The 23828-nt window shown below is 42.5% G+C and carries 25 protein-coding genes and 1 pseudogene; all 26 read right to left on the reverse strand.

Going from position 1 to position 23828, the window contains the following annotated elements:
* Nucleotides 1-423: pseudogene (locus ACIQXH_RS14055) on the reverse strand (NADH-quinone oxidoreductase subunit C); the annotation flags it as partial.
* Nucleotides 424-900, reverse strand: coding sequence for a NuoB/complex I 20 kDa subunit family protein (locus ACIQXH_RS14060; protein ID WP_402871312.1), 477 nt, complete (start codon nt 898-900; stop codon nt 424-426).
* Nucleotides 901-926: 26 nt separating this feature from the next.
* Nucleotides 927-1301: an NADH-quinone oxidoreductase subunit A gene (locus ACIQXH_RS14065; protein WP_402870349.1), complete on the reverse strand. Its 375-nt coding sequence runs from the start codon at nt 1299-1301 to the stop codon at nt 927-929.
* A 355-nt stretch (nt 1302-1656) separates the two neighbouring features.
* On the reverse strand, nt 1657-2058 hold the full coding sequence (locus ACIQXH_RS14070) for a F0F1 ATP synthase subunit epsilon (RefSeq protein ID WP_402870346.1): 402 nt from the start codon (nt 2056-2058) through the stop codon (nt 1657-1659).
* 24 nt (nt 2059-2082) lie between these two features.
* Nucleotides 2083-3480, reverse strand: a complete 1398-nt coding sequence (gene atpD, locus ACIQXH_RS14075) for a F0F1 ATP synthase subunit beta (protein ID WP_402870343.1) — start codon at nt 3478-3480, stop codon at nt 2083-2085.
* 87 nt (nt 3481-3567) lie between these two features.
* Nucleotides 3568-4428, reverse strand: a complete 861-nt coding sequence (locus ACIQXH_RS14080) for a F0F1 ATP synthase subunit gamma (RefSeq protein ID WP_402870340.1) — start codon at nt 4426-4428, stop codon at nt 3568-3570.
* A gap of 37 nt (nt 4429-4465) precedes the next feature.
* Complete coding sequence (atpA, locus tag ACIQXH_RS14085) at nt 4466-5974, reverse strand: F0F1 ATP synthase subunit alpha (RefSeq protein WP_402870337.1); 1509 nt, start codon at nt 5972-5974, stop codon at nt 4466-4468.
* 24 nt (nt 5975-5998) lie between these two features.
* On the reverse strand, nt 5999-6535 hold the full coding sequence (locus ACIQXH_RS14090; RefSeq protein ID WP_402954879.1) for a F0F1 ATP synthase subunit delta: 537 nt from the start codon (nt 6533-6535) through the stop codon (nt 5999-6001).
* A complete protein-coding gene (gene atpF, locus ACIQXH_RS14095) occupies nt 6532-7053 on the reverse strand; it encodes a F0F1 ATP synthase subunit B (protein ID WP_402870335.1) in 522 nt (173 codons plus the stop codon). Before atpF ends, ACIQXH_RS14090 begins: the two co-directional genes overlap by 4 nt.
* Nucleotides 7054-7221: 168 nt before the next feature.
* A complete protein-coding gene (atpE, locus tag ACIQXH_RS14100) occupies nt 7222-7446 on the reverse strand; it encodes a F0F1 ATP synthase subunit C (protein ID WP_402870332.1) in 225 nt (74 codons plus the stop codon).
* Between the two features lie 63 nt (nt 7447-7509).
* Entirely contained in the window at nt 7510-8205 is a 696-nt protein-coding gene (gene atpB / locus ACIQXH_RS14105; protein ID WP_402870331.1) for a F0F1 ATP synthase subunit A, read from the reverse strand.
* Nucleotides 8206-8227: 22 nt separating this feature from the next.
* The gene (locus ACIQXH_RS14110; protein ID WP_402870330.1) at nt 8228-8596 is read right to left on the reverse strand and encodes an ATP synthase subunit I; all 369 of its coding nucleotides are present in this window, start codon (nt 8594-8596) and stop codon (nt 8228-8230) included.
* 482 nt (nt 8597-9078) lie between these two features.
* Nucleotides 9079-11310, reverse strand: coding sequence for a S8 family serine peptidase (locus tag ACIQXH_RS14115; protein WP_402870328.1), 2232 nt, complete (start codon nt 11308-11310; stop codon nt 9079-9081).
* 98 nt (nt 11311-11408) lie between these two features.
* The gene (gene wecB / locus ACIQXH_RS14120) at nt 11409-12548 is read right to left on the reverse strand and encodes a non-hydrolyzing UDP-N-acetylglucosamine 2-epimerase (protein WP_402870325.1); all 1140 of its coding nucleotides are present in this window, start codon (nt 12546-12548) and stop codon (nt 11409-11411) included.
* Nucleotides 12549-12569: 21 nt separating this feature from the next.
* Nucleotides 12570-13199, reverse strand: a complete 630-nt coding sequence (gene upp, locus ACIQXH_RS14125; protein ID WP_402870323.1) for a uracil phosphoribosyltransferase — start codon at nt 13197-13199, stop codon at nt 12570-12572.
* Nucleotides 13200-13456: 257 nt separating this feature from the next.
* The gene (locus ACIQXH_RS14130; RefSeq protein ID WP_402870321.1) at nt 13457-14698 is read right to left on the reverse strand and encodes a serine hydroxymethyltransferase; all 1242 of its coding nucleotides are present in this window, start codon (nt 14696-14698) and stop codon (nt 13457-13459) included.
* A 349-nt stretch (nt 14699-15047) separates the two neighbouring features.
* Entirely contained in the window at nt 15048-15641 is a 594-nt protein-coding gene (locus tag ACIQXH_RS14135; protein ID WP_402870318.1) for a TIGR01440 family protein, read from the reverse strand.
* Between the two features lie 58 nt (nt 15642-15699).
* Entirely contained in the window at nt 15700-16146 is a 447-nt protein-coding gene (gene rpiB / locus ACIQXH_RS14140; protein WP_402870315.1) for a ribose 5-phosphate isomerase B, read from the reverse strand.
* 127 nt (nt 16147-16273) lie between these two features.
* Entirely contained in the window at nt 16274-17563 is a 1290-nt protein-coding gene (locus ACIQXH_RS14145; RefSeq protein ID WP_403124162.1) for a methyl-accepting chemotaxis protein, read from the reverse strand.
* A gap of 19 nt (nt 17564-17582) precedes the next feature.
* Nucleotides 17583-18026 carry a low molecular weight protein arginine phosphatase gene (locus tag ACIQXH_RS14150; RefSeq protein ID WP_402870310.1) on the reverse strand — a complete coding sequence of 148 codons (444 nt, stop codon included), beginning with the start codon at nt 18024-18026 and terminating at the stop codon, nt 17583-17585.
* A 214-nt stretch (nt 18027-18240) separates the two neighbouring features.
* Nucleotides 18241-18807 (reverse strand): manganese efflux pump MntP, encoded by a 567-nt coding sequence (locus tag ACIQXH_RS14155; protein ID WP_402870307.1) that lies wholly within the window; start codon nt 18805-18807, stop codon nt 18241-18243.
* Between the two features lie 87 nt (nt 18808-18894).
* Nucleotides 18895-19938 carry an L-threonylcarbamoyladenylate synthase gene (locus tag ACIQXH_RS14160; protein ID WP_402954893.1) on the reverse strand — a complete coding sequence of 348 codons (1044 nt, stop codon included), beginning with the start codon at nt 19936-19938 and terminating at the stop codon, nt 18895-18897.
* A gap of 292 nt (nt 19939-20230) precedes the next feature.
* The gene (spoIIR, locus tag ACIQXH_RS14165) at nt 20231-21022 is read right to left on the reverse strand and encodes a stage II sporulation protein R (protein WP_403124166.1); all 792 of its coding nucleotides are present in this window, start codon (nt 21020-21022) and stop codon (nt 20231-20233) included.
* A gap of 119 nt (nt 21023-21141) precedes the next feature.
* Nucleotides 21142-22011 carry a peptide chain release factor N(5)-glutamine methyltransferase gene (prmC, locus tag ACIQXH_RS14170; protein WP_402870297.1) on the reverse strand — a complete coding sequence of 290 codons (870 nt, stop codon included), beginning with the start codon at nt 22009-22011 and terminating at the stop codon, nt 21142-21144.
* Nucleotides 22004-23074: a peptide chain release factor 1 gene (gene prfA / locus ACIQXH_RS14175; protein WP_402870294.1), complete on the reverse strand. Its 1071-nt coding sequence runs from the start codon at nt 23072-23074 to the stop codon at nt 22004-22006. The genes prmC and prfA overlap by 8 nt, the downstream gene beginning before the upstream one ends.
* Nucleotides 23075-23234: 160 nt before the next feature.
* Nucleotides 23235-23687 (reverse strand): hypothetical protein, encoded by a 453-nt coding sequence (locus ACIQXH_RS14180; protein ID WP_402954899.1) that lies wholly within the window; start codon nt 23685-23687, stop codon nt 23235-23237.
* Between the last annotated feature and the right edge of the window lie 141 nt (nt 23688-23828).

The raw sequence follows: 23828 nt of genomic DNA on the forward strand, positions 1-23828 counted from the left end.
TTCTGTTCCGCTCTCTTTTGCCTGTTTTCGTGCCAGGGCTGCTGCTCTCGCTTTTGCCGCGGCGGCTGCCTTCTGCTTCGCTATATCTAGGTTGTCTTCTTCTCCTCCTTCTGTTCCGCTCTCTTTTGCCTGTTTTCGGGCCAGGGCTGCTGCTTTCGCTTTTGCTGCGGCGGCTGCCTTCTGCTTCGCTATATCTAGGTTGTCTTCTTCTCTTCCTTCTGTTCCGCTCTCTTTTGCCTGTTTTCGGGCCAGGGCTGCTGCTCTCGCTTTTGCCGCGGCGGCTGCCTTCTGCTTCGCTATATCTAGGTTGTCCCCTTCTGCTTCTGATCCACTCTCTTTTACCTGCTTTCGGGCCAGGGCTGCTGCTTTCGCTTTTGCCGCGGCCTCCTTTTTCTGCTGAGCTAAGTCTTGCTCATCACTCATTTAAATCACCCGCTTTCCGGTTTTGGCTTCATATCTGATTTTTTCTTTCAATTTATTGATTCCGTAAATCAGTGCTGCCGGATTAGGAGGGCACCCAGGAATATAAACATCAACGGGCACAATCTGGTCTACCCCTTTAACCACTGAATAGGAATGGACATATGGGCCTCCAGCCGTTGCACAGGATCCCATTGCAATCACCCATTTCGGTTCTGGCATTTGGTCATATAGGCGCCTTAAAATAGGGGCCATTTTTTTCGTCACTGTGCCAGAAACGATCATGACATCCGATTGTCTCGGTGAAGTACGAAAAAAGGAACCAAATCGATCCAAATCATAATGGGAGGATCCCACCCCCATCATTTCAATGGCACAACATGCGAGCCCGAAAGTCATTGGCCATAATGAATTGCTTCTAGCCCACGCCTTTACTTGCTCAAGCGTGGATAAAAAGACACTTTGACGCATTTCTTCCATTTCTTCACGGGTAAGGTTATCTAATTTCAATTCCACTTTAACACCTTCTTTTTCCAAGCATAAATTAGGCCTAACAATAGGATAAGGACAAAAAATAGCATCTCAATCAGAGCAAACAATCCCAATTCATCATATGCAACCGCCCAAGGATAAAGAAAAACGGTTTCTACATCAAAGATGACGAACATCAATCCAAATAAATAATACCTGACATTGAACTGAACCCTGGAGTCCTGAAAAGGTTCCACTCCACTTTCGTAGGTCGTATATTTCATCTCATTCGGTTTATTTGGTCTAAGAAGCTTTCCAAGAAATAGTGCCACTAGTGGAAGTAAGATTCCTAAGCTGAGAAAAACGAATACAATTAAATAATTATTTTGGTAAATATGCAGCTGTCCCATGTCCATCACCCTTTATAGAAGAATCATGTTTAAATGGTACACTTGTCTTCATTTTAGGTAAGTAACCCCGTTTTAAAAAAGTATGCGGGTACACCTTTTTTTAGAAGCAATCTGATATTCCGAGACTACATCCAATAAATGTAAGCGTATACATTATAACATTCCGTAAAACGCAGTGTCATGGCTCAGCGAATCAAATAGGGAAATACTTTTCCTCCAAATCCGATAATTTTTTATACTTGTCAACATCATACTACATGATGTGACAACCGATTAATTCAATGTGGCCTTTTGCTAAAACATAAAAAAGCACCCCACTTTCCAAGTGGAAAGTGGGGTGCTTTTTCTTTGAAATTTATCGCATTTCTGCAATTTGAATCCGGTTTACAGCCCGTTTAAGTGCTAAATTAGCTCTTTTCGAGTCATTAGATCCATCATTGTTCTGCAATCTTTGTTCTGCACGTGTTTTTGCTGCTTGAGCACGTGCAAGATCGATAGTTTCAGCTCTTTCAGCAGATTGAGCTAAAATGGTTACCACATCAGGGCGAACTTCTAGGAAGCCACCATTTACAGCTACATAGTCTGTGTTGTTTCCATTTTTAAGACGAACAGCACCGATAGTAAGGGGAGCTACGGTTGGAACGTGTCCAGCCATAATTCCCAGCTCACCACTTTTAGCTTTCGTGCTTACCATTTCAACTTCTGCTTCATATACTGGGCCATCGGGAGTAACAACATTGACTTTAATGGTCTTCATTTCATTACCTCCTAGTTCCCTTAATTAAGCCATTTCTTTTGCTTTAGCAATAACTTCTTCGATACGGCCAACTAAACGGAATGCATCTTCAGGAAGCTCGTCATATTTTCCAGCTAGGATATCTTTGAATCCTTGAACTGTTTCTTTTACTGGTACGTAAGAACCTTTTTGACCAGTAAATTGTTCAGCCACGTGGAAGTTTTGTGACAAGAAGTTTTGGATTCTACGAGCACGAGCAACGATTACTTTCTCGTCTTCGCTTAATTCATCCATACCCAAGATTGCGATGATATCTTGAAGTTCTTTATATTTCTGTAATGTTGATTGTACTTGACGAGCAACATTATAGTGCTCTGCTCCAACAACCTCTGGGCTAAGCGCACGAGAAGAAGAAGCCAATGGATCAACCGCAGGGTAGATACCCATTTCAGAAAGTTTACGTTCAAGGTTAGTCGTTGCATCTAAGTGAGCGAAAGTTGTAGCTGGAGCCGGATCCGTATAGTCATCGGCAGGTACATAAATTGCTTGGATAGATGTAACAGAACCTTTATTAGTTGAAGTGATACGCTCTTGTAATTGACCCATTTCTGTAGCAAGGGTAGGTTGGTAACCAACCGCTGAAGGCATACGTCCTAGTAGGGCAGAAACCTCAGAACCTGCTTGAGTGAAACGGAAGATGTTATCGATGAAGAAAAGAACGTCTTGTCCTTGTTCGTCACGGAAATATTCAGCCATTGTCAAACCACTAAGAGCTACACGCATACGTGCACCTGGTGGCTCGTTCATTTGTCCGAATACCATCGCTGTTTTCTTAATAACACCAGAGTCAGTCATCTCGTAGAAAAGGTCATTCCCTTCACGAGTACGCTCACCTACACCAGCGAATACGGAAATACCACCGTGTTCTTGGGCGATGTTGTTAATAAGTTCTTGGATAAGTACAGTTTTACCAACACCGGCTCCACCGAAGAGACCGATTTTACCACCTTTGATGTAAGGTGCAAGTAAATCTACTACTTTGATACCAGTTTCAAGGATTTCAACTTGTGTTGAAAGTTCCTCAAAAGTTGGTGCTTGTCTGTGAATTGGATCACGACGTACATCTGCTGTAAGTGGATCAAATAGATCGATATTTTCCCCTAATACGTTGAAAACGCGACCTAGAGTTACATCACCTACAGGAACGGAAATCGGTGCTCCTGTATCAAGTGCTTCTGCACCACGAGTTAAACCGTCCGTGGAAGACATTGCAACAGTACGAACTGTATTATCACCTAGTTGAAGGGCTACTTCGAGAGTTAGTCCTGTACCAGACGCTTTATTTTCGATTCTTAACGCGTTATAGATCTTAGGAAGTTGTCCGTCTTCGAATTTCACGTCAACAACCGGACCCATAACTTGAGTAACGCGTCCTATATTCATCGTTTTCCCTCCTTACGTTGCTTATAACGACTATCATATTTATGGAACGGCCAAGCATCGTCCGCCGGACCGCCCCCATCATTACATCTATTCTAAAGCAGCTGCGCCACCGACAATTTCGGTAATTTCTTGAGTGATTGCGGCTTGACGTGCACGGTTATATTGCAATGAAAGTGAATCGATCAATTCTTTCGCATTGTCGGTTGCATTTTTCATTGCTGTCATACGTGCAGAGTGCTCACTTGCTTTACCATCTAACAATGCACCATAAATTAAACTTTCAGCGTACTGAGGAAGTAAAACCTCAAGAATTTCTTCCGCATTCGGTTCAAATTCATAGGATGTCAATTGAGCATTGGAAGTATCAAAGTCCGATAACGGAAGGACTTGCTTTTCCGTTACGTCCTGTTGGATTGGGCTGACATAATGGTTATAGTACATATAAAGCTCATCACACAGTTCATTTAGATACAAATTCACTGTCGATTTAGCAAGTGTGTTGATGTCAGCGAAAGACGGCTGATCAGGAACACCGATTACTTCAAGCTCTACATGCATGCCACGGCTGACAAAGAAATCACGGCCAACCCTTCCGATTGCGATAATGACAAACTCATCATTGGATTTATGGCGTTCAAGAATTGTTTTATGAACTTGACGAAGGACGCTACTGTTGTATGCCCCTGCCAAACCACGGTCCGATGTGATCACCAGGTAACCGGTTTTCTTCACTGGACGCTTGGCAAGCATTGGATGAGATGCATCCGCGCTTCCGTTCGCAATACTAGATACTACTTCTTGAATTTTTTCCATATATGGAACATATGCTTTAGCATTAGCTTCCGCACGGTTCATTTTTGAAGCGGATACCATTTGCATCGCTTTTGTAATTTGACTCGTCTTTTTCGTTGAAGTTATCCGAGACTTAATATCGCGTAAAGAGGCCATTCATTCTCACCACCCTTTAAAAATTATTTAGACCTTATTATTCAGAAATAACGAAGTTCTTTTTGAATTCGTTAATAGCAGCAACCATAGCAGCGTCTTCAGGAAGACCTTTTGTTGTGCGAATGTGATCTAATAATTCTGGATGAGAACGATCTAGGAACACATAGTATTCTTCTTCGAAACGAAGGATATCCGAAACCGGAATATCATCTAGGAAGCCTTTTGTTAATGCGTAGAAAATCATAACTTGTTTTTCTACTTTAATTGGTTTATTCAAATCTTGTTTAAGAACTTCAACTGTACGAGCACCACGGTTAAGTTTAGCTTGAGTAGCAGCATCAAGGTCAGATCCGAATTGAGAGAATGCTTCTAATTCGCGATAAGAAGCCAAGTCAAGACGTAATGTACCGGCAACTTTTTTCATCGCTTTAATTTGCGCAGATCCACCAACACGTGATACGGAAAGACCAGCGTTAATCGCAGGACGTACACCTGAGAAGAACAAATCAGATTGTAAGAAGATTTGTCCATCAGTGATGGAAATAACGTTTGTTGGAATGTATGCAGAAATGTCGCCTGCTTGTGTTTCAACAAATGGTAGTGCAGTGATTGAACCAGCACCTAAAGTGTCGTTCAATTTAGCAGCACGCTCAAGTAAACGTGAATGCAAGTAGAATACATCCCCTGGGAATGCTTCACGACCTGGAGGACGGCGAAGCAGCAAGGAAAGTTCGCGGTATGCAGATGCTTGTTTAGAAAGATCATCGTAAACCACTAGAACGTGCTTGCCTGAGAACATGAATTCTTCAGCCATAGTTACACCAGCATAAGGAGCTAGGTATAATAGTGGAGCTGGTTGAGAAGCTGATGCAGATACAACGATTGTGTAATCTAGAGCACCATTCTTACGTAGTGTTTCAACTGTTCCACGAACTGTTGATTCTTTTTGACCGATAGCTACGTAGATACAGATCATATCTTGGTCAGCTTGGTTCAAGATTGTATCGATTGCAACTGATGTTTTACCAGTTTGACGGTCACCGATGATTAACTCACGTTGTCCACGTCCGATTGGAACAAGAGCATCGATTGCTTTAATACCTGTTTGTAGTGGTTCATGAACGGATTTACGGTCCATAACACCTGTAGCAGGACTTTCGATTGGGCGAGTTTTTGTAGTAGCGATTGGACCAAGACCATCAATAGGTTGTCCAAGCGGGTTTACAACACGTCCGATTAATTCTTCTCCAACTGGTACTTCCATGATTCTGCCCGTACGGCGTACTTCACTGCCTTCTTGAATATCTCTGAAAGGTCCAAGAATAACAACACCTACGTTATTTTGCTCAAGGTTTTGTGCTAATCCCATTGAACCATTAGAAAATTCTAAGAGCTCCCCAGCCATTGCATTATCTAAACCATGAACGCGAGCGATACCATCACCAACAGTGATAACTGTACCTACATCGCTTACTTTAATTTCCGACTGATAGTTTTCAATCTGCTTTTTAATCAGCGCACTGATTTCTTCAGCTTTGATGCTCATGAATTTCACCCCTATCTGTGAATATTAACCTAATAGTTGTTTGCTTAGGCGATCAAGCTTACCGCTAATCGTTCCGTCATAAATACGGTTACCGATTTGAAGTTTGATGCCGCCAAGAATATTGCTATCCGTAACATTAGTGATGCGTAAATGTTTTTTGCCGATTTTTGCAGCAAAAGATGAAGACACAGCTTCCATTTCGTTTTCAGTTAATGGACGTACTGTATAGACTGTAGCGTCTGCCACTGAATTTTCTTCATTCGCAAGTTCTATAAACTCTTGTGCCATGGCAGGTACTTCATCTGTACGATGACGTTCTACCATTAACAGTACAGTGTTTAGAATGGAAGGAGAAATGCTTGTAAAAGCATTGATAAGTACAGTACGCTTAGCATCTTTAGTCATTTTAGGATGAGCTAAAAAGCTTAATAGCTCATTATCGTTTGTAAAAACTTCATTCACTACGCGAAGTTCAGCTTCAAGTTGGTTAATGAGATTTTGCTCTTTCGCAATTTGGAAAAGGGCAACGGCATAACGTTTTGCTACTGTTATATCGCTCATTTACCTTCTCCTGCCTCTTGAATGTATTCATTAATCAATTGCTCTTGATCAGCTTCAGATAGTTCTTTTTCAATTACTTTAGAAGCAATAAGAACGGATAAAGATGCCACTTGCTCGCGTAATGCATTGATGGCTTTTTCTTTTTCCTGTACGATTTCACGCTTCGCTGATTCTTTCACACGATCAGCCTCAAGACGTGCTTGTTTCACGATATCTTCACGCTGCGCTTCACCTTGAAGTTTTGCATTTTCGATAAGTTGTCCAGCTTCAGTGCGAGATTGCTTAACGATCTCACGTTGTTCTTCTAAATATTTAAGTGCTTCTTGTCTGCTAGCTTCAGCTGCTTGAATTTCATTTGCAACGTGTTCTTCACGTTGAGTCATGATGCCCATTAGAGGACCCCATGCAAATTTCTTCAGCAACGCTAACAAAATAATAAACATAACTAATTGGAAAATCATATCTCCGCCATTGAAGCCGGCAGTTGATGACCCAAGTACAAAGCTGCTTGTTAACACGCTTGGTTCACTCCCTTCACGAGTTTCACTTCTTAAGCGTTCATTTATAAATGAACTTTTAGAAAACTGTGCTCTTAAAATGTATTAAAACAGGATTGTGGACATAAAGGAAAGGCGAAGGTTCACATGGAACGAACTTCGCCATTTTTGAACTTTTTAAAGGTTCTATTAACTACCGTATACCATGAATGCGATAACTACTGCGATGATAGGCATCGCCTCAACTAAACCTACCCCGATGAACATTGTAGTTTGAAGCATACCGCGAGCTTCTGGTTGACGAGCGATACCTTCTACTGTTCTTGAAACGATAAGACCATTACCAATACCAGCACCTAGTGCTGCTAAACCAATTGCGATTGCTGCTGCAAGAAGACCTACTGAACCTGTCATTATAAATATCCTCCTTAAAATTGTATCAAAATTTTATTATTTCAGTTCAAAATGAACTTATAATTAATGGTCGTCACTGACTTTATGAGACAGATAAACCATTGTTAACGTAACAAAGATAAATGCTTGGATACTGCCGACGAAAATACTATAGCCTTGCCATACTAAAGTAGGAACGATCGCTCCGACAAAACCTAGAGCTCCACTCATAGCTAAAGAACCAGCTAATAGACTTAATAAAACCTCACCAGCATAAATATTACCATACAGACGCAGACCAAGTGTCAAGGAATTGGTAAATTCCTCTACGAAAGTCATTGGGTTTTTATAAGCTTTGAAATAACCCTTCGCGCCTTTCATTTTTATAGCATAATAATGCGTTAAACCTAGGACCATGACTGCAAGAGTCAATGTGATAACTGGGTCGGCTGTTGGTGATTTCCACCAAAGGACACCATCGTAACTAATTGCAAATGGAAGACCGAGCATATTGGACACAAAAATGTACATCAGCAAAGTCATACCAAGCAGTTGAAACTGACCACCTGTTCTCCAGTCCATGTTACTATTGATAATACCCTTAACGAAATCCATAATCCATTCCATGAAATTCTGCATGCCAGTTGGCTTCATCGCAAGTTTGCGTGTGCTAATTACTGCAAGGATAAATACAACCAGGCTTGCTATCGTTATCATTAGGACATTACTTAAGTTAAAGGTTAGACCCATAAATTCATGTAAGGGTGCTTCATGATTCAACTATATTCACCTCTCTTCCCCGCTATCGACGTATTAATTGGATGAAAAAATCTATAAAAATGACAATATAAGCTGTCATTAATCCCCATACAACACTAATCAGATGAAAATGCTCCGGATATTCCAATGCAACGAGTACCGCAAAACCTGCGGATGCCATTCGTGTCAATGTACCAAGAGATTTGACTTTTTTGCCCTCATCAAGCGCTCGACTGAATTTCTTGATTTTTTGATTGATCAGCCATAAATTATATAAACTCAAAATCGTACCCAGTATAAGCCCCGCAAACACGGCTTGGTAACTCGTAAGTCCCCATCCAACAACATAAACCGCCAGAAGATAAACTATATATTTACTCTGCCTGTTGAACATGATTTTTATTTCTGGCATTTTACATTTAATCTCCTGAGAAATATTTTCGTACTGAATGGAGCATTGCTTGTAAACTAACTGACGCAAGTTCACAAAGAAGGCCAATTATTATAATTGCAGCGGTTCGAATCATAGTTCGTCCATTCATTTCCCTTAGAAGGTGAAATGGATTGACAAAAGATCCGACTAGTTGAGAAAGAATCGCTGACATCAAAACAACAGCCCCTGCCATAAAGGAAGGCAATTCTTTTGATGCAAAGTTGCATCCTCGCGGTTGAATTTGGTGGAGGATAGAAAAAAAATCCATGCTGTAAAATTCTGCATGTCGGGCATTTGAAAACCCTCTCATTTTACATCCTTAGTTAGCATACAATAGGCTAGAATCAATGTCAATGTGTCGTTAGTGAAATTTGTCACAGGTTTGTAAATATTACTGAATTGTTCACAGAATATCTTTTTTTGACTATTGACATCAGTTTTATTTTACACATCTGTCATGTTCACTCAATAAGTAACGTCTTTTCTATCCGATCTTCCCTTCCTCCCCTCCTCGCAAAGATAATCGCTTTATACACTCCATTGGGTGGTAAATCCTTTTTGAAAATGGTTTTTTTCGTCATACCGGATGAAGCTGGTCTGGACCAATCCATGAACCCCGCAAATCTCAGACTATCTGCCTCATAGAGTGCAATCCCGAATTCCTCTGCTCCACGAGGGAGATACATTTCATAACGGTACGTGCTGGCTTGATCTCCTTTTCCGAATTCAAATCCCATCACCCTTGGGTAATCGGGCTCTTCTTTTACATATAAATAAGGGAGCGATATTTTCTTATTACCTTCCATTATGAAGAGATAGCCATCATACACACCCTTACTAAGTTTCTCTGGACTTACTTGAAGCCCCAATTGCACTTCCTTCTTTTCCCCAGGGTTTAAAGTAAGGGATTGTGGCAAATCCCAATTCAGCCCTTTTTCTTGTAAAGGAACGATCATCGTGTACCGTTTTTTATTCTTTCCTGTATTTTCAAGAATCAATGCTTGTTGGTGCTCCTCGATACCATCCCTTTTAGTGTACATTCCAAATGATAAGGAACTCGGGTATAAGAGTGTATCCGCTTTTATCGCTTCATCAATTTGGATTCGCCCTGCCCCTTGCTCATAGGTATGATACAAATGCTGAACGGATTTACTTAATGGCTTGGACGTGCTCATCAATGCAGACTTCACTTGTTCGGGTGTCCAGTTCGGGTGCTTTTGCAAGATAAGTGCACATGCTCCGGCTACATGCGGAGCGGACATGCTCGTTCCCGCTAGAGCCATGTACCCTTTTGGAATTGTGCTCGTGATTTCCACTCCTGGGGCAAGCACATCTGGCTTAATATCCCATGACACCGTCACAGGACCTCTTGAGCTAAAATCAGCCAGCCTATCTTGTTCCTTCTTGTTTACAAAGTGAACTTTTCCATGTGCTTGACCTTCCAATTCCTTTTTAAGGCGTAACCCATCTTTTCTTTTAATAGAAGCAACTGGTATTCTCATCTCTTTCTCTAGGCTACCGGTGAACATACCATTTGTATTATTAAAGATGATGACGCCCTTGGCCCCAGCCTTCTCAGCATTGGTCGCTTTTTCTTGAAAAGTGAGTACTCCGCGCTCCATTAAAACAATCTTATCCTTCACCCTCTTTAGGTCACTTTCCTCCCCAATACCTCCATACATGATATCTTCCGAAAAGGTCAGATTCCATTTTTTTGACCCTTGCAACAAGGTTAAATCTGATTGATAGTGGTTTGAACCAAGCCCGTATTCCATAACAGGCACTTTCAAAGGAGGAGTCGAGGCCCCGACGGATATCGCTTTCTCCGCCGTTCCGGGTGATCCGACCGTCCATACGGCCGGACCTGAATTACCATTGGATGTGACAGCAACAATTCCTGATTCCACCGCCTTATTTAGTGCAAGTGAAATCGGTAAATCAGGTCCGTTGATGTCATTCCCAAGAGAAAGATTCAAAACATCGACTTTATCCTTGATGGCCGACTCGACGGCCGCCAAAACTTGCTCAGTATCTCCTGCCCCGCCAGGTCCTAATGCACGGTAAGCATAGATTTCAGCTTCCGGGGCCACTCCCCTCATCTTGCCATTTGCGGCAATGATGCCAGCCACATGAGTTCCATGAATCGTGTTCATTTCCCCCTGATTCATTGTCTCCATCGGGTCAGAATCGTCATCCACTAAGTCCTTTCCGCCTCTGTACGCATGCTGTAAATCCGGATGGGTATAATCCATTCCCGTATCGATAATACCGACCTTCACTCCTTTTCCAGTTATGCGACGATGTTTCTGATCGAAGAAGCTCCTTACCCGATCGCCGCCAATATATGGGACACTTTCATCAAGCGCCGGATGATATTTCGACACTTCCGAAACAGCTTGAATATGATCTTCCTTCCAAAGCCGCTTAACCTCCTCCCTGTTCCCTTGTACGGAAAATCCGTCAAGGGCGACCGTAAAAACATTGCGCAGATTCAATGATGGATATTTAGAAAGTACCTTTATAATCTCCCTATTGCTTAGCGGTCGATCCGTCGTGACAACAGCCCTAACTTTTTGGGATTCAGCCGTTTTGGGTAGTGGGGGCAGTATGACAGACGCCACTCCCCTTTCAATCGGAAGGGGGAATGTGGATAAAAAAATAAATATAAATATACCTATAATGATTGCTCTCATTTTAATGCACCCTCCTTCCCCATTATCTTCTTCTCAACGATTGAGGAGTATACAATAAAAAAAGGAAAAGCCCTTGGATATTGGCTTTTCCTTTTTTATTATTCAAATCTTGTTGGTGGTTCACTTATTTGCTTGAAATAGTATCGGACCGCTTCAGCAATCCGGGCTGATGCGTTTCCGTCACCATATGGATTTGAGGCCTTTGACATTCTTTCGTGCTCTTCGGGATCGTTCAGCAATTCATGCGCCATTTGTACAATTGTCCGCTCGTCCGTTCCTGCCAGCTTCAAGGTACCCGCGTTGATTCCTTCAGGACGTTCAGTCGTATCCCGCAATACAAGGACAGGGACCCCTAGTGAAGGGGCCTCTTCTTGAATCCCCCCGGAATCCGTCAAAATCAAATACGCTCTGGAAGCAAAGTTATGAAAATCCAAAACATCCAGCGGTTCAATTAAATGGACACGGGGATGATCGCCGAGAATCTCATTGGCAAGTTCTTGTACAGCAGGATTCAAGTGTACTGGATAAACCACTTGAACATCTTCATGGTCCGCCACGATTCTTTTAACGGCCCTGAAGATATTGCGCATCGGTTCTCCTAGATTTTCCCTACGATGAGCCGTCAGTAAAACAAGCCTGTCTTTGCCCAACCCAGTTAAAACCGGATGGGAATACGTGGAGCGAACCGTCGTTTTCAAAGCATCCGTTGCCGTATTACCGGTCACGAAGATATTGCCTCTCTTGTTTTCATTCAACAAGTTCTCTTCCGCTTTGGCAGTCGGTGCGAAATGAAGGTCAGCCATCGTGCCCGTTAATTGGCGGTTCATCTCTTCAGGGTAAGGGGAATATTTATTCCACGTACGCAACCCCGCTTCCACATGTCCAATGACGATTTGATTATAAAAGGCGGCTAAGCTCGCAACAAAAGTTGTGGTGGTATCACCGTGTACCAGAACAATATCGGGTTTGGCTTCTTTCATTACGGAATCAAGCCCACTTAAAGCCCTGGTTGTAATATCCGCTAACGTTTGCCTTTCCTTCATTATATTCAAGTCATAATCGGGAACGATGGAAAACAAGTCCAAAACTTGATCTAGCATTTGTCGATGCTGTGCCGTTACAGCAACTATAGGTTCGAAAAATTCTGGGTGCTTTTGAAATTCGAGTACTAAGGGAGCCATTTTGACAGCTTCCGGCCTCGTTCCGAAAATCGTCATGACCTTGATCGGTTGTTTCATTCGTGACACCTCAGTTTCTTTCTATTTTGTGCCGAATAAACGATCTCCTGCGTCACCTAGACCTGGAACGATATATCCGTGTTCATCCAACTTCTCATCAAGTCCTGCAATGTAAATATCAACATCCGGATGTGCTTCTTTTAATGCTTCCACTCCCTCTGGAGCCGCAATGAGACACATGAACTTGATATTGATTGCCCCACGGTTCTTAATCGAATTGATCGCTTCAATAGCAGAACCGCCCGTAGCTAACATTGGGTCAACAACAATACATTCTCTTTCAGCCAAATCGCTTGGCATTTTCACATAGTATTCAACAGGCTTTAATGTTTCAGGGTCACGGTACAGACCCACATGTCCTACTTTTGCAGCTGGGATCAACTTAATGATTCCGTCAACCATCCCTATTCCCGCACGTAGGATCGGAACGATGCCCACTTTCTTACCAGCAAGCATTTTCACCTTCGCCTTGCTTACAGGTGTTTGGATTTCAACTTCTTCAAGTTGCATGTCTCTAGTGATTTCAAATGCCATCAATGATGCCACTTCATCCACTAGTTCACGGAATTCCTTTGTTCCTGTATTTATATCGCGTATATAAGCTAATTTGTGTTGAATTAACGGGTGGTCAAAAACAAAAACTTTTCCCATTTTTCATCTCTCCCATTCCAGTGCCTGATTTTGTTTATATTTCATACTTGCCATAGTCATCTAAAGTCTTTTTATGCCCTTTAAATTTCACTTCTACTCATTTTACAGAAAAAAGATTCAATCTTCAATAAGCCTTTAGATGTCAGACCTATTTTTAGTATTTAGATTTTTCGGAACACGATGACTTATATATCTTTTTTCCATCACGTGCACTACGTAAAAAAACCACTTCCCCAGAAAGGAAGCGGCTCTACATATTAGAATGAAGGATACAAATCGAATTTACTTGTCAAAGCTTCAACGCGTTGTTTCGCTTCTTCAAGTTTCGCTTCATCTTCATTATTTTTCAAAACAAGACCAATGAGTGACGCAATTTCATCCATGTCTTCTAACCCGAAGCCACGAGAAGTCACGGCCGCCGTTCCGATACGGATACCACTTGTAACGAATGGTTTTTCCGGATCATAAGGAATTGCGTTTTTATTGACGGTGATTCCGATTTCATCCAATGCTTTTTCTGCAATCTTTCCTGTAAGTCCTGTTGAACGAACATCAAGTAAGATTAAATGATTATCCGTACCGTCAGATACAAGCGTGAATCCTTCTTTCTTAAGACCTTCACCCAAGCGTTTAGCATTATCGATGATTTGTTGAGCATATCCTTTAAAATCATCTTGAAGCGCTTCACCGAATGCCACTGCCTTAGCCGCAATAACATGCATTAACGGGCCGCCTTGAATACCAGGGAAGATAGATTTATCGATTTTCTTGCCGAACTCTTCTTTACAAATAATCATTCCGCCACGTGGTCCGCGAAGTGTTTTATGGGTTGTTGTCGTTACGAAATCAGCATATGGAACTGGGCTTGGATGCAAACCTGCAGCCACTAAACCGGCGATATGTGCCATGTCCACCATTAAATATGCTCCAACTTCATCGGCAATTTCACGGAAGCGTTTAAAGTCAATTTCACGTGGATATGCGCTAGCACCCGCTACGATCAATTTCGGTTTATGCTGACGGGCTTTTTCCAATACATCATTATAATCGATACGGTGATCTTTTTCGTCCACACCATATTCAACGAAGTTATAGTTCACTCCACTGAAGTTAACAGGACTGCCGTGCGTTAAGTGGCCACCATGGGAAAGGTTCATCCCAAGCACTGTGTCACCTGTTTGAAGAACAGTAAAGTAAACGGCCATATTCGCTTGGGCACCAGAGTGAGGTTGTACATTTACATACTCACCACCAAATATTTCCTTTGCGCGATCGCGTGCCAAGTCTTCTACGATGTCGACATATTCACATCCACCATAGTAACGTTTTCCAGGATACCCTTCAGCATATTTATTCGTTAGAACAGATCCTTGAGCCTCCATGACAGCTTCACTAACGAAGTTCTCAGATGCAATAAGCTCAATCTTGCTTCTTTGTCGCCCTAATTCCAGTTGGATTGCGTTAAATACTTGTTCATCTTGTTTTGCCAAACGATTCATTCCGTAACTCCTCCTCAAATTGTGCGGGATTATTCGCTTTTTCCATTATGTACAACATGCCCTCAAAAGGACATGAAAAAGCCTCAGCTATAATTGTTTGAAAATTCTACTCTATTTTAACATGTCTATTTTAGAAGTGGTAGTTTATTTTTATCGAATATTCCTTCTATAATATTAAAATATTGTTCGTATTTTATAGAGTTTTCCCGAAAAAACCCTTAGTATCCTTAGATTTAATCAGCAAAAAAACATTTTCCATACAATCAATTTGCGATTATTTAAGATTGTTCCTCTGTTATTTGAAAACAGCATCCCCTCATTAAAGGAATGCTGTTCGCCTTTTTAATTATCATGTACAACTCTTATTTACAGAAGCAGCTTGATAAACGGCCCGTTCCCCACCAATTAGTTTAGGACGGGTTCTAGCCATTGTCACATGGGCATGGCCTATTTCCTTAATGGATGTTCTAACTGGAACAGCTACATGTTTCAAATGCATGCCGATAAACGTATCGCCAATATCAATCCCTGCATCCGCCTTGATGTGCTCGACAACTACAGCATCATCCCATTGCTGATAAGCGTGGGTGGCCATTGACCCTCCAGCTGTGCGTACGGGTACAACCGCAACTTCTTCATAGCCTCGTGAATCCGCCGACTCCCTTGGGAGGACGAGCGCCCTATTCAAGTGTTCACAACACTGATAGGCAACCTGCACTCCGGTTTCTTCTTGAAATTCCTTCACTACAGAAAAAAGCATGCCCGCCACATCAACCGATCCTTCGGTACCAATCCGTTTCCCAGCCACTTCACTTGTAGAGCAACCAATTACAAGTAGCTGGCGCTTCCCTAAAGCGGCGGTTTCCTGGAACTCCTGTAACAGTTTTTGAAACTGGTTTTTCCATATCTCAAGCTCTTCTGATAATAAAGCATCACTTGTCATGAAAAACGCATCCTTTCATTGTGGATACCTCGCATTAGCATTACGGATGATGAATGACTTAGTTACTTTTGTCCTCATACTCTGCAATCTTGCCAATCCGATTTTGGTGACGACCGCCCTCAAATTCATAAGTCAACCATGTTTGGGCTATCTCCCTTGCAAGACCAGGCCCAATGACACGTTCCCCCATCGCTAACACATTGCTGTCATTATGCTGACGGGTTAATTTTGCACTATACACATCATGAACCAGCGCACAACGTATCCCTTTGACTTTATTGGCAGCAATGCTCATTCCGATGCCTGTACCACAGATTAGGATGCCTCGATCAAATTCGCCTTTCGCCACTTTTTCAGCAACCGGCAGGGCAAAGTCGGGATAATCCACGGATGTACTGCATTCACAGCCGAAATCCTCATATGGAATATTCAACTCATTCATCAAGTTCTTTATTTCTTCACGGATTTGAATTCCTCCATGGTCTGAAGCAATTGCAACTTTCATAATAAAGTCCTCCTAGATGTTCTCATTTATTTTTATTGTGTCACAAAGTTATGAAAAGATAAAGGGAAGCAGGTCCCCTCTATACAAAAGCAGGAAATCAGCGACTGATTTCCTGCAAGGAAGCGGTTTACGTATGAAAACGGGTGATGGTCTGCTTAAGTTTGTCGGCTTGATCCTTAAGTTCCATGGCCAACTTATCTACATTTTCCATAACGGAAGCCTGTTCATGGGTTGCAGCCGTGACTTCTTCTGCACCAGCGGATGTCTCTTCAGCAATGGCAGCGACTTCCTGTGACTGCCTGGATGTTTCCTCCACACTTTCCATCTGACGATCAACAAGCTCGGTAATATCCTTGACCGCTACGACAACGTTATGTACCGTTTTTGTCATGCCTTCGATCGCTATGTCTGTATCGGTCCCTTTTTGCGCTTCTTTATTCGCCGATACCACCTGCTCACTGATTTGTTTGACGACCGCCTGAACTTCAACTTGAATGTTTTTGATAAGACTTGAAATGCCCTGAACAGCTTTCGCGCTCTCATCCGCCAAGAGACGGACTTCCTCCGCTACAACGGCAAATCCTTTACCGTGTTCTCCGGCTCGGGCTGCTTCAATTGAGGCATTCAAGGCCAAAAGGTTGGTCTGAGCTGCGATATCACCGACGAGTTCAATGATTTGTTCTACCTTTTTCGCATTTTCCTCCAAGCGCTTCACCGTTTTGAGTGACTCTTGGTTTTCTTGAGCCAATTGTTTAATACCGGAAACCAAAGAATTGACGACTTCCTTACTCTGAAACAGTTCTTCCGCCATTTCACTTGACAGTCCAACCGATGCCTTCGCCTTGCTTTGAACCTGCTGCGCAATCATGATGACATCATCGATGGATTCAGCCGTATTCATGATGGAGACTGCCGAGTTGTCGGCACCGTTGGATATTTCTTCAATGGTCCTTGCGATGTTCTCAGCCTGGTCCGAAGCTCTCGAAGACTCTTGGGAGATATGAATGACTTTATTATTGGTCTCTTGAAAGTTCTCTTCAATGCTCTGTACCATTTCCCGGAGGTTAAACAGCATCAAGTTAAAAGCCATGCCGAGTGAACGTATCTCATCATCCGCCTTCGATAGGACCACTTCTTCGTTAATGCTTCCTTGTGCTGCACTTAGAGCAACTTTTTCTAACCTTTGTAGTGGTTTAGTAATGACACCGGCTGCAAAAAAGGCGAGAAGGCCCGACCACATTATGCCTAGTAACAACGTAGCAATGCTAAAACTTATCGAACTGATATTTTCAAAAAACATTGGGTGTACAACGAAAATGAAAAATGCCGAGGTTGAATACGTGATTAAAGCAAGGACTGTAATGAAGACAACCAATTTCTTTCGTAAACCAAACTTATAATGTGCTCTTTCTGCCATTCTCTTTCCCCCTGTAGACTTACTCTTTGAGCCTTTTAACCAATTCTACAATTAAACCATGAAGCTCCTTGAACGTTTCCCGATACAGGTTTTCCGAACCGCCAAACGGATCTAGTATGTCTTTATCATATTTATCGTCCTGAATGAATTCTTTTAAAGTGAAAGTTTTGTGATCTATGGTTGGGAATGTATTCAGAATGACCGATTTATGTCCTTCCGTCATCGTAAAAATATGTGTGGCCCAGTCTAAATCCTGCTGGGATAATAGTGTGGAGCGATGGTGATTCCACATATCATTTTCGTCCAATACTCTTTTGGCATATTCTGATGCGTCCTGACCAGGTGTAGCATATACGCCTGCGGACCTCACTTCGATGCCCGATATGTTCTTACTTTTTAAAATTGCTTCTGCCATGGGGCTCCTGCACGTGTTACCGGTGCATACAAACAATACTCGGATCATATGTAACGCCTCCTTTTTTATTCATTATAAGGCATAGATCCAATTTGAATAGTCCGTCTAAAAGCCTACTCTTAATTAAGATAACATAAAAAACATCGATAATTTGAATAAAATAAGGCGATTTTATAAACCTTTTTACCTAGTCCTGATAAAAATAAAAACCGCTCCGGCATTCGGAACAGTTTGATGATGAAAAGATAGGATATGAATATGTCTAAAAAGAGAATAATAGCTTTAAGCCGAATGCACATAGAATACTTCCACCAAGGATCTCACTGTATACTCCCAAGAGTCCCTGCATCTTTCTCCCAAGCAGAAGTCCCGCCCACGTTAAAAGAGTGGCGGCAAGGCCAAAGCATAAAATGGTCACGAGCGTTTTCGCCCCATAGATTCCGAGAGTCAAACCCACTGAAAAACTATCCAGGCTCACCCCAAGCGCAAATATGAGCAACCCTTTTCCTACCGGGGCAAGTAGTTTTTGATCTCTGCTCCCTGATTCATTCACCTTCCCGGGTAGGAACATCTGGATGCCAAGAAAAATCAACAAGAGGCCGCCCGCATATGTAGCAAAAGTTCCGAATTTATCAGAGATAAAACGCCCCGCCCCCATTCCAAGCAACGGCATCCATACATGAAAAAAACCGACTGTCAGCCCGATGAAGAAAATCTGCCTCAGCCTTAGCTTGAACATGCCCATTCCCAATCCCACAGAAAAGGCGTCCATGCCTAACGCAAAAGCCATGATCAATAAGGTGATGATTTCCCCAGAAACCGTATTCATTCCAACCCCCCTCGGACGTGCCTACTACATGTTATGCATGTCCGAAAAGAAATAGAAGGAAAAATCCTGTGTTTTAGCTTTGATTATCTATCCCTCGATAGTTTGGTGACCGGCAGCTTTAACGAGCCTGTTCATGATGGCAACGCCAATCCCGGACTCCGGAAACATTTCGCTAAAGATGATATCCGTATCAAGGGCATCAAATTGTCTTAACGTATCGTACAACCCGGCTGCAACCGTATGCAAGTCTGCCAATGATCCAGGCGCTATGACATAATCCGCTTTATATTCAGGTTGATGCTCAGTAGAACATATGACGCCAACTTTCAGCCCATCTTTTCTTTTTTCATCCACAAGTCTTTGAAGAAAAGCTTGATTGCCCTTCACTAAAAAAAGTGGCGCTTTCGGTGCATAATGTGTATATTTCATTCCCGGTGCTTTTGGGGCCGCATCTTTACTTTTCAAAGCGACATCATGCCTTACCGTACCGATGACCGCTTCGATTTGTTCGAGTGTAATCCCACCGGGTCTTAATATAACCGGGGTTTCTACGGTACAATCAAGCACCGTGGACTCAACGCCTACCCCTGTTGCCCCGCCGTCGACGATACCTGCAATTCGACCTACCAAATCATCTTCGACATGCTTAGCGGTAGTCGGGCTCGGTTTCCCCGAAGTATTTGCACTCGGTGCCGCTATCGGCAAGCCACTCTCCTTAATAAGGGCCAAGGCAATCGGATGATTCGGCATCCTGATTGCAACGGACTCCAAGCCAGCTGTCACTATGTCCGACAACTTTCCAGGTTTTCGTTTCATAATGAGAGTCAATGGCCCCGGCCAAAACTCATCCATCAGTTTCCTTGCTTGTTCTGGGACCTCTTCAACTATCTCGTTTAATTGCTTCTCAGAAGCGATGTGGACAATCAATGGATTGTCACTTGGTCGCCCCTTTGCTTCGAACACCTTTTTTACCGCTTCATCACTTTTTGCATTAGCTCCCAAGCCGTAAACGGTTTCAGTAGGAAAGGCTACCACCTGATTGGCCTCTAATAATTCGGCCGATTGTATGATCTGGGGATAACTTTGTAAATTATCCACATCTTTATCCACTAACCAGACTTTCGTTTCCATTATTAACACCTTCACTTTTTTACTTATCTTATTTTTGATAATTGCTTATATATGAACGGTTTTTCAGCCGTTTTAGATGGTTTTTGCTTAAAAGATACTTTGAAAGTATAAAAGAAGTATACACAATATTCAAGTGTTATCCACAAATTGTGGGTAACTACAAGTAAACTGTGGATAATATTGTGGATATTGGCCATTAAAGACTGACTTTTTCGATATTTTGTTAATATGCCTGTGGATATGTACGGTTTTCCCTTTCTAAACCTGAAAATTGGGGACAGTTGCCCCCATTTCAAAAAATCTCATGGAAAATTTCCGCAAAAAGTGACTTCACTTCAACTTCGGATTCATCTTCTCCGTCGTACACTTGTTGTCCCTTATCGGCAGAGGCCGTATATTCGGCATTCTCTACTTCTTCATCCTCTTCTCTCCCCTCCTCCTTCGCCCCTTCTACTATCCCTTCTACTATCTTATCCTTCGTTTTTGCTTTCGTGTCCTTTACAGCCGCGGACACTTTTGCCTTTTCCACCGTCACCGTTTCCTTTTCTTCATCCTCTACAATAGGACTTTGGCTTACTGCCGTACCGTTTGAAAAATCAAGGAAGCATAATGGAGGAAACAACACACACCACCAGTTAGCCCCTTCCCCTTCACCAAGCGTAATGATCACCGCTTCGTACTCACCTGCAGGGTATAAATACTGGCCATAAAGCTTTGTGGGAAACTCCGCTTGTCCAAAATCCACGGAAACGGACTGCTCCAAACCATTCTCCTTTACCACTTCCCTGGCCGTGGCCTCAATATCACCCAAATGGGATTGAATTACTTTTCTCGCTTCATCTAATGAGGTAAGATCTTTTACCCACTCGGTAATATCGGCATTCACTTCGTCACGGATCAGGCGTTTAACGGATTGGTCCGCTTCCTTATCGCTGTTAGCCAAAATCCTAAGACGAATCGCCTCATCCGGTATGACCATGGTCGCCTCGGTTCCGACCGCTTCCGCTTTCGGCATGTATATACTTATAATCGTTCCTATTGTTAAGATTAATAGATAAATAATGGCTAAATGTTTAGTTTTCATTACTCTCGCCCCCCTCATACAAACTAGTCTCGCCAATACCCGGCTATCTTAAACTAGTAAATATGATTTAAGGTTCACGATTTTCCAAAAGGAAAAAATCCGTCCCCAACGGAGACGAATCAACTCAATATAGCAAAGACCATCCGATCTTTCCCATTAATATCATGTTCAACGGAAACATCCGCGTGCACAAACGTTTCTTTCAGTAATCCAGCCACAGCTTTCCCCTGTCCTGCCCCCACTTCAAAACCGATGAAACCAGGCACTTGCATGACTTGCGGCAATTGTTCCATAAACCGGCGGTAAAAATCGAGTCCATCGACACCTGCAAATAAAGCACGATGGGGCTCATGATCCGTTACGACCGTAGACATCGTCTTTTCATCTTCATCCGGGATATATGGAGGATTCGATAAAAGGATGTCCACCTTCTTATTTTGCTGGATGAAGGGCTGAAGTAAATCACCTTGGATAAATTGCACATCCGCATCCAGTAATCCAGCATTCCTTCGCGCCACCTCAAGTGAAGGTGCTGCGATATCCGTGGCCGTCACGTGCAGTCTTGGTTCCTCCAGTTTCATCGTTATGGCAATTGCTCCACTACCCGTCCCGATATCTGCCATATTCAGCTTCTGGGCCCCTTTAAAAATGCCGGGAAGTTTTCGAAGCGTATAGTATATCAATTCTTCCGTTTCCGGTCTGGGAATCAATACTTCTTCATTCACAAGGAAGGTACGGCCATAAAACTCCTCGCTTCCGATTATATACTGGACCGGTTCTCCTTTTACGTGTTGCGCCACTCCCGACTTGAATTGTTCAAGCTGTTCTGGACTGAGTTCTGTGTGCAGATTGGCCAAAAGTTGCGATCTCGTCTGTTTTAAATAATGTTGCAGCAAAATCTCTCCCGCATTGGCATCGCGACCATTCTCCATTAAAAAAGAAGAAGCCCACTTCAGGGCTTCATATACTTTCACAACCGGATTATTCATCTGCATTTTCCAGCCTTGATGATTGATCTTCCATGATCAAGGCATCCACGACATCATCCAGCTTTCCTTCCATGATTTGATCCAGCTTTTGAATCGTTAAGCCAATCCGATGGTCGGTAACACGGTTTTGCGGGAAATTATACGTGCGGATTCGTTCTGAACGGTCCCCTGTACCAACCGCAAGCTTCCGGTTCTGGTCATATTCTGCCTGTACTTCGCGATTGATTTTGTCATATACCCGAGCCCGTAATACTTTCATCGCTTTGTCTTTATTTTTGATTTGTGATTTTTCGTCCTGACAAGACACTACCGTATTCGTTGGTATATGTGTTAAACGTACGGCAGACATGGTCGTGTTAACACTTTGCCCTCCAGGTCCGCTGGATGCAAAAGTATCTACACGTACATCCTTATCATGGATTTGTATTTCCACTTCTTCCGCTTCTGGTAAAACGGCGACCGTTGCCGTTGATGTATGAATTCGTCCACCCGACTCCGTTTCAGGGACACGTTGAACACGATGGGCTCCATTTTCAAACTTCAACTTGGAATAAGCACCATTCCCATTGATCATGAAAATGATTTCCTTATAACCGCCAAGCCCGGTAGGACTCGCTTCAATGACCTCAGTCTTCCAACCTTGCACCTCAGCAAAACGGCTGTACATGCGGTAAAGACTTCCTGCAAATAGCGCTGCTTCATCTCCGCCTGCCGCTCCACGTATTTCCATGATAACGTTTTTGTCATCATTAGGATCTTTCGGAATCAGCAAGATCTTCAGCTTTTCCTCGAGTCGTTGTATCGTGGATTCGAGTTCACTGATTTCTTCCTTAACCATATCGCGCATATCCGCATCCAATTTATCCTCAAGCATTGCTTTAGCTTCCTTGTGTTGATCCCGGACCTCTTTGTATTCCTTATAAGTGGAAGCCGTTTCCTGAATACTAGCTTGTTCCTTCGAATATTCCCTTAGCTTATTCGTATCATTGATGATTTCAGGGTCACTCAATAGTTCATTCAATCTCTCATATCTATCTTCTACTGCTTGCAGTCGATCAAACAAGTTATTCACCTCTTAAGTTATCCAACACCTACTTGGCATGATGTTGAAAGGATCTTTTTATTTCTACATATAATTAATTCAGTGCCCCATTCGAGTTCACTTCTAAGGTTAATTATAGTATAGGTGAATAATCAACGTCAAAGCTGATTCAAATATGTGGTTATTTCTTTACTTTCACATCTATATTATATTGGGGAACGGCCCGTAAGATAAGATCCTCGATCCGTCTCTTTTCCTTTTCTCTTTCCTGATCCGTCTTTATTTTGCCTTTGGCAAGGACGGTCACATGAATCGTATTGCCATTATGCCACACCATCCCAGTATCATAATCGGTTTCCGATTTAATGACCGCCCGGATTTTATCTACTTCTTGTCCCATTGAGGGTGAATTATTACTTGTATGATGAGGTGTATTCAGCAGCTGATCAGACGGGCGTTCCGTTTCATTGTCCCAATCAGGAGTGACATTTTTCATATGATTACCAACAAATTCTTGACCATTTCTAGTTTGATCTCCGTATTCTGAATCATTATCAATTGCATTGTCATTTTGACCGCAAGCTGTCAATATACTAAGAAAAACAGCCGCCAAAAAAGGCAAAGTGATTTTCATGTTTTTACCTCCATTAGGTTATGTCTTATTAGAGTGCTTCCTCTTCAGCATTCCCAAAATGAAGGTAAAAGTTTCTTTAATTCTCTTCCATGTATTGGGATGACCTTTCTTCTATATGTTCCCTTTACCTAATAAAAAATG

It is taken from the genome of Peribacillus sp. NPDC097225, assembly GCF_044761955.1.
Taxonomy (GTDB): domain Bacteria; phylum Bacillota; class Bacilli; order Bacillales; family DSM-1321; genus Peribacillus.

What these genes read in the sequence shown, in the direction of transcription:
- ACIQXH_RS14060 (WP_402871312.1), bottom strand. Translation starts at nt 900, where the DNA reads ATGGAAGAAATGCGTCAAAGTGTCTTTTTATCCACGCTTGAGCAAGTA.
- ACIQXH_RS14065 (WP_402870349.1), bottom strand. Translation starts at nt 1,301, where the DNA reads ATGGGACAGCTGCATATTTACCAAAATAATTATTTAATTGTATTCGTT.
- ACIQXH_RS14070 (WP_402870346.1), bottom strand. Translation starts at nt 2,058, where the DNA reads ATGAAGACCATTAAAGTCAATGTTGTTACTCCCGATGGCCCAGTATAT.
- atpD (WP_402870343.1), bottom strand. Translation starts at nt 3,480, where the DNA reads ATGAATATAGGACGCGTTACTCAAGTTATGGGTCCGGTTGTTGACGTG.
- ACIQXH_RS14080 (WP_402870340.1), bottom strand. Translation starts at nt 4,428, where the DNA reads ATGGCCTCTTTACGCGATATTAAGTCTCGGATAACTTCAACGAAAAAG.
- atpA (WP_402870337.1), bottom strand. Translation starts at nt 5,974, where the DNA reads ATGAGCATCAAAGCTGAAGAAATCAGTGCGCTGATTAAAAAGCAGATT.
- ACIQXH_RS14090 (WP_402954879.1), bottom strand. Translation starts at nt 6,535, where the DNA reads ATGAGCGATATAACAGTAGCAAAACGTTATGCCGTTGCCCTTTTCCAA.
- atpE (WP_402870332.1), bottom strand. Translation starts at nt 7,446, where the DNA reads ATGACAGGTTCAGTAGGTCTTCTTGCAGCAGCAATCGCAATTGGTTTA.
- ACIQXH_RS14110 (WP_402870330.1), bottom strand. Translation starts at nt 8,596, where the DNA reads ATGCCAGAAATAAAAATCATGTTCAACAGGCAGAGTAAATATATAGTT.
- ACIQXH_RS14115 (WP_402870328.1), bottom strand. Translation starts at nt 11,310, where the DNA reads ATGAGAGCAATCATTATAGGTATATTTATATTTATTTTTTTATCCACA.
- wecB (WP_402870325.1), bottom strand. Translation starts at nt 12,548, where the DNA reads ATGAAACAACCGATCAAGGTCATGACGATTTTCGGAACGAGGCCGGAA.
- upp (WP_402870323.1), bottom strand. Translation starts at nt 13,199, where the DNA reads ATGGGAAAAGTTTTTGTTTTTGACCACCCGTTAATTCAACACAAATTA.
- ACIQXH_RS14130 (WP_402870321.1), bottom strand. Translation starts at nt 14,698, where the DNA reads ATGAATCGTTTGGCAAAACAAGATGAACAAGTATTTAACGCAATCCAA.
- ACIQXH_RS14135 (WP_402870318.1), bottom strand. Translation starts at nt 15,641, where the DNA reads ATGACAAGTGATGCTTTATTATCAGAAGAGCTTGAGATATGGAAAAAC.
- rpiB (WP_402870315.1), bottom strand. Translation starts at nt 16,146, where the DNA reads ATGAAAGTTGCAATTGCTTCAGACCATGGAGGAATTCAAATCCGTGAA.
- ACIQXH_RS14145 (WP_403124162.1), bottom strand. Translation starts at nt 17,563, where the DNA reads ATGGCAGAAAGAGCACATTATAAGTTTGGTTTACGAAAGAAATTGGTT.
- ACIQXH_RS14150 (WP_402870310.1), bottom strand. Translation starts at nt 18,026, where the DNA reads ATGATCCGAGTATTGTTTGTATGCACCGGTAACACGTGCAGGAGCCCC.
- ACIQXH_RS14155 (WP_402870307.1), bottom strand. Translation starts at nt 18,807, where the DNA reads ATGAATACGGTTTCTGGGGAAATCATCACCTTATTGATCATGGCTTTT.
- ACIQXH_RS14160 (WP_402954893.1), bottom strand. Translation starts at nt 19,938, where the DNA reads ATGGAAACGAAAGTCTGGTTAGTGGATAAAGATGTGGATAATTTACAA.
- spoIIR (WP_403124166.1), bottom strand. Translation starts at nt 21,022, where the DNA reads ATGAAAACTAAACATTTAGCCATTATTTATCTATTAATCTTAACAATA.
- prmC (WP_402870297.1), bottom strand. Translation starts at nt 22,011, where the DNA reads ATGAATAATCCGGTTGTGAAAGTATATGAAGCCCTGAAGTGGGCTTCT.
- ACIQXH_RS14180 (WP_402954899.1), bottom strand. Translation starts at nt 23,687, where the DNA reads ATGAAAATCACTTTGCCTTTTTTGGCGGCTGTTTTTCTTAGTATATTG.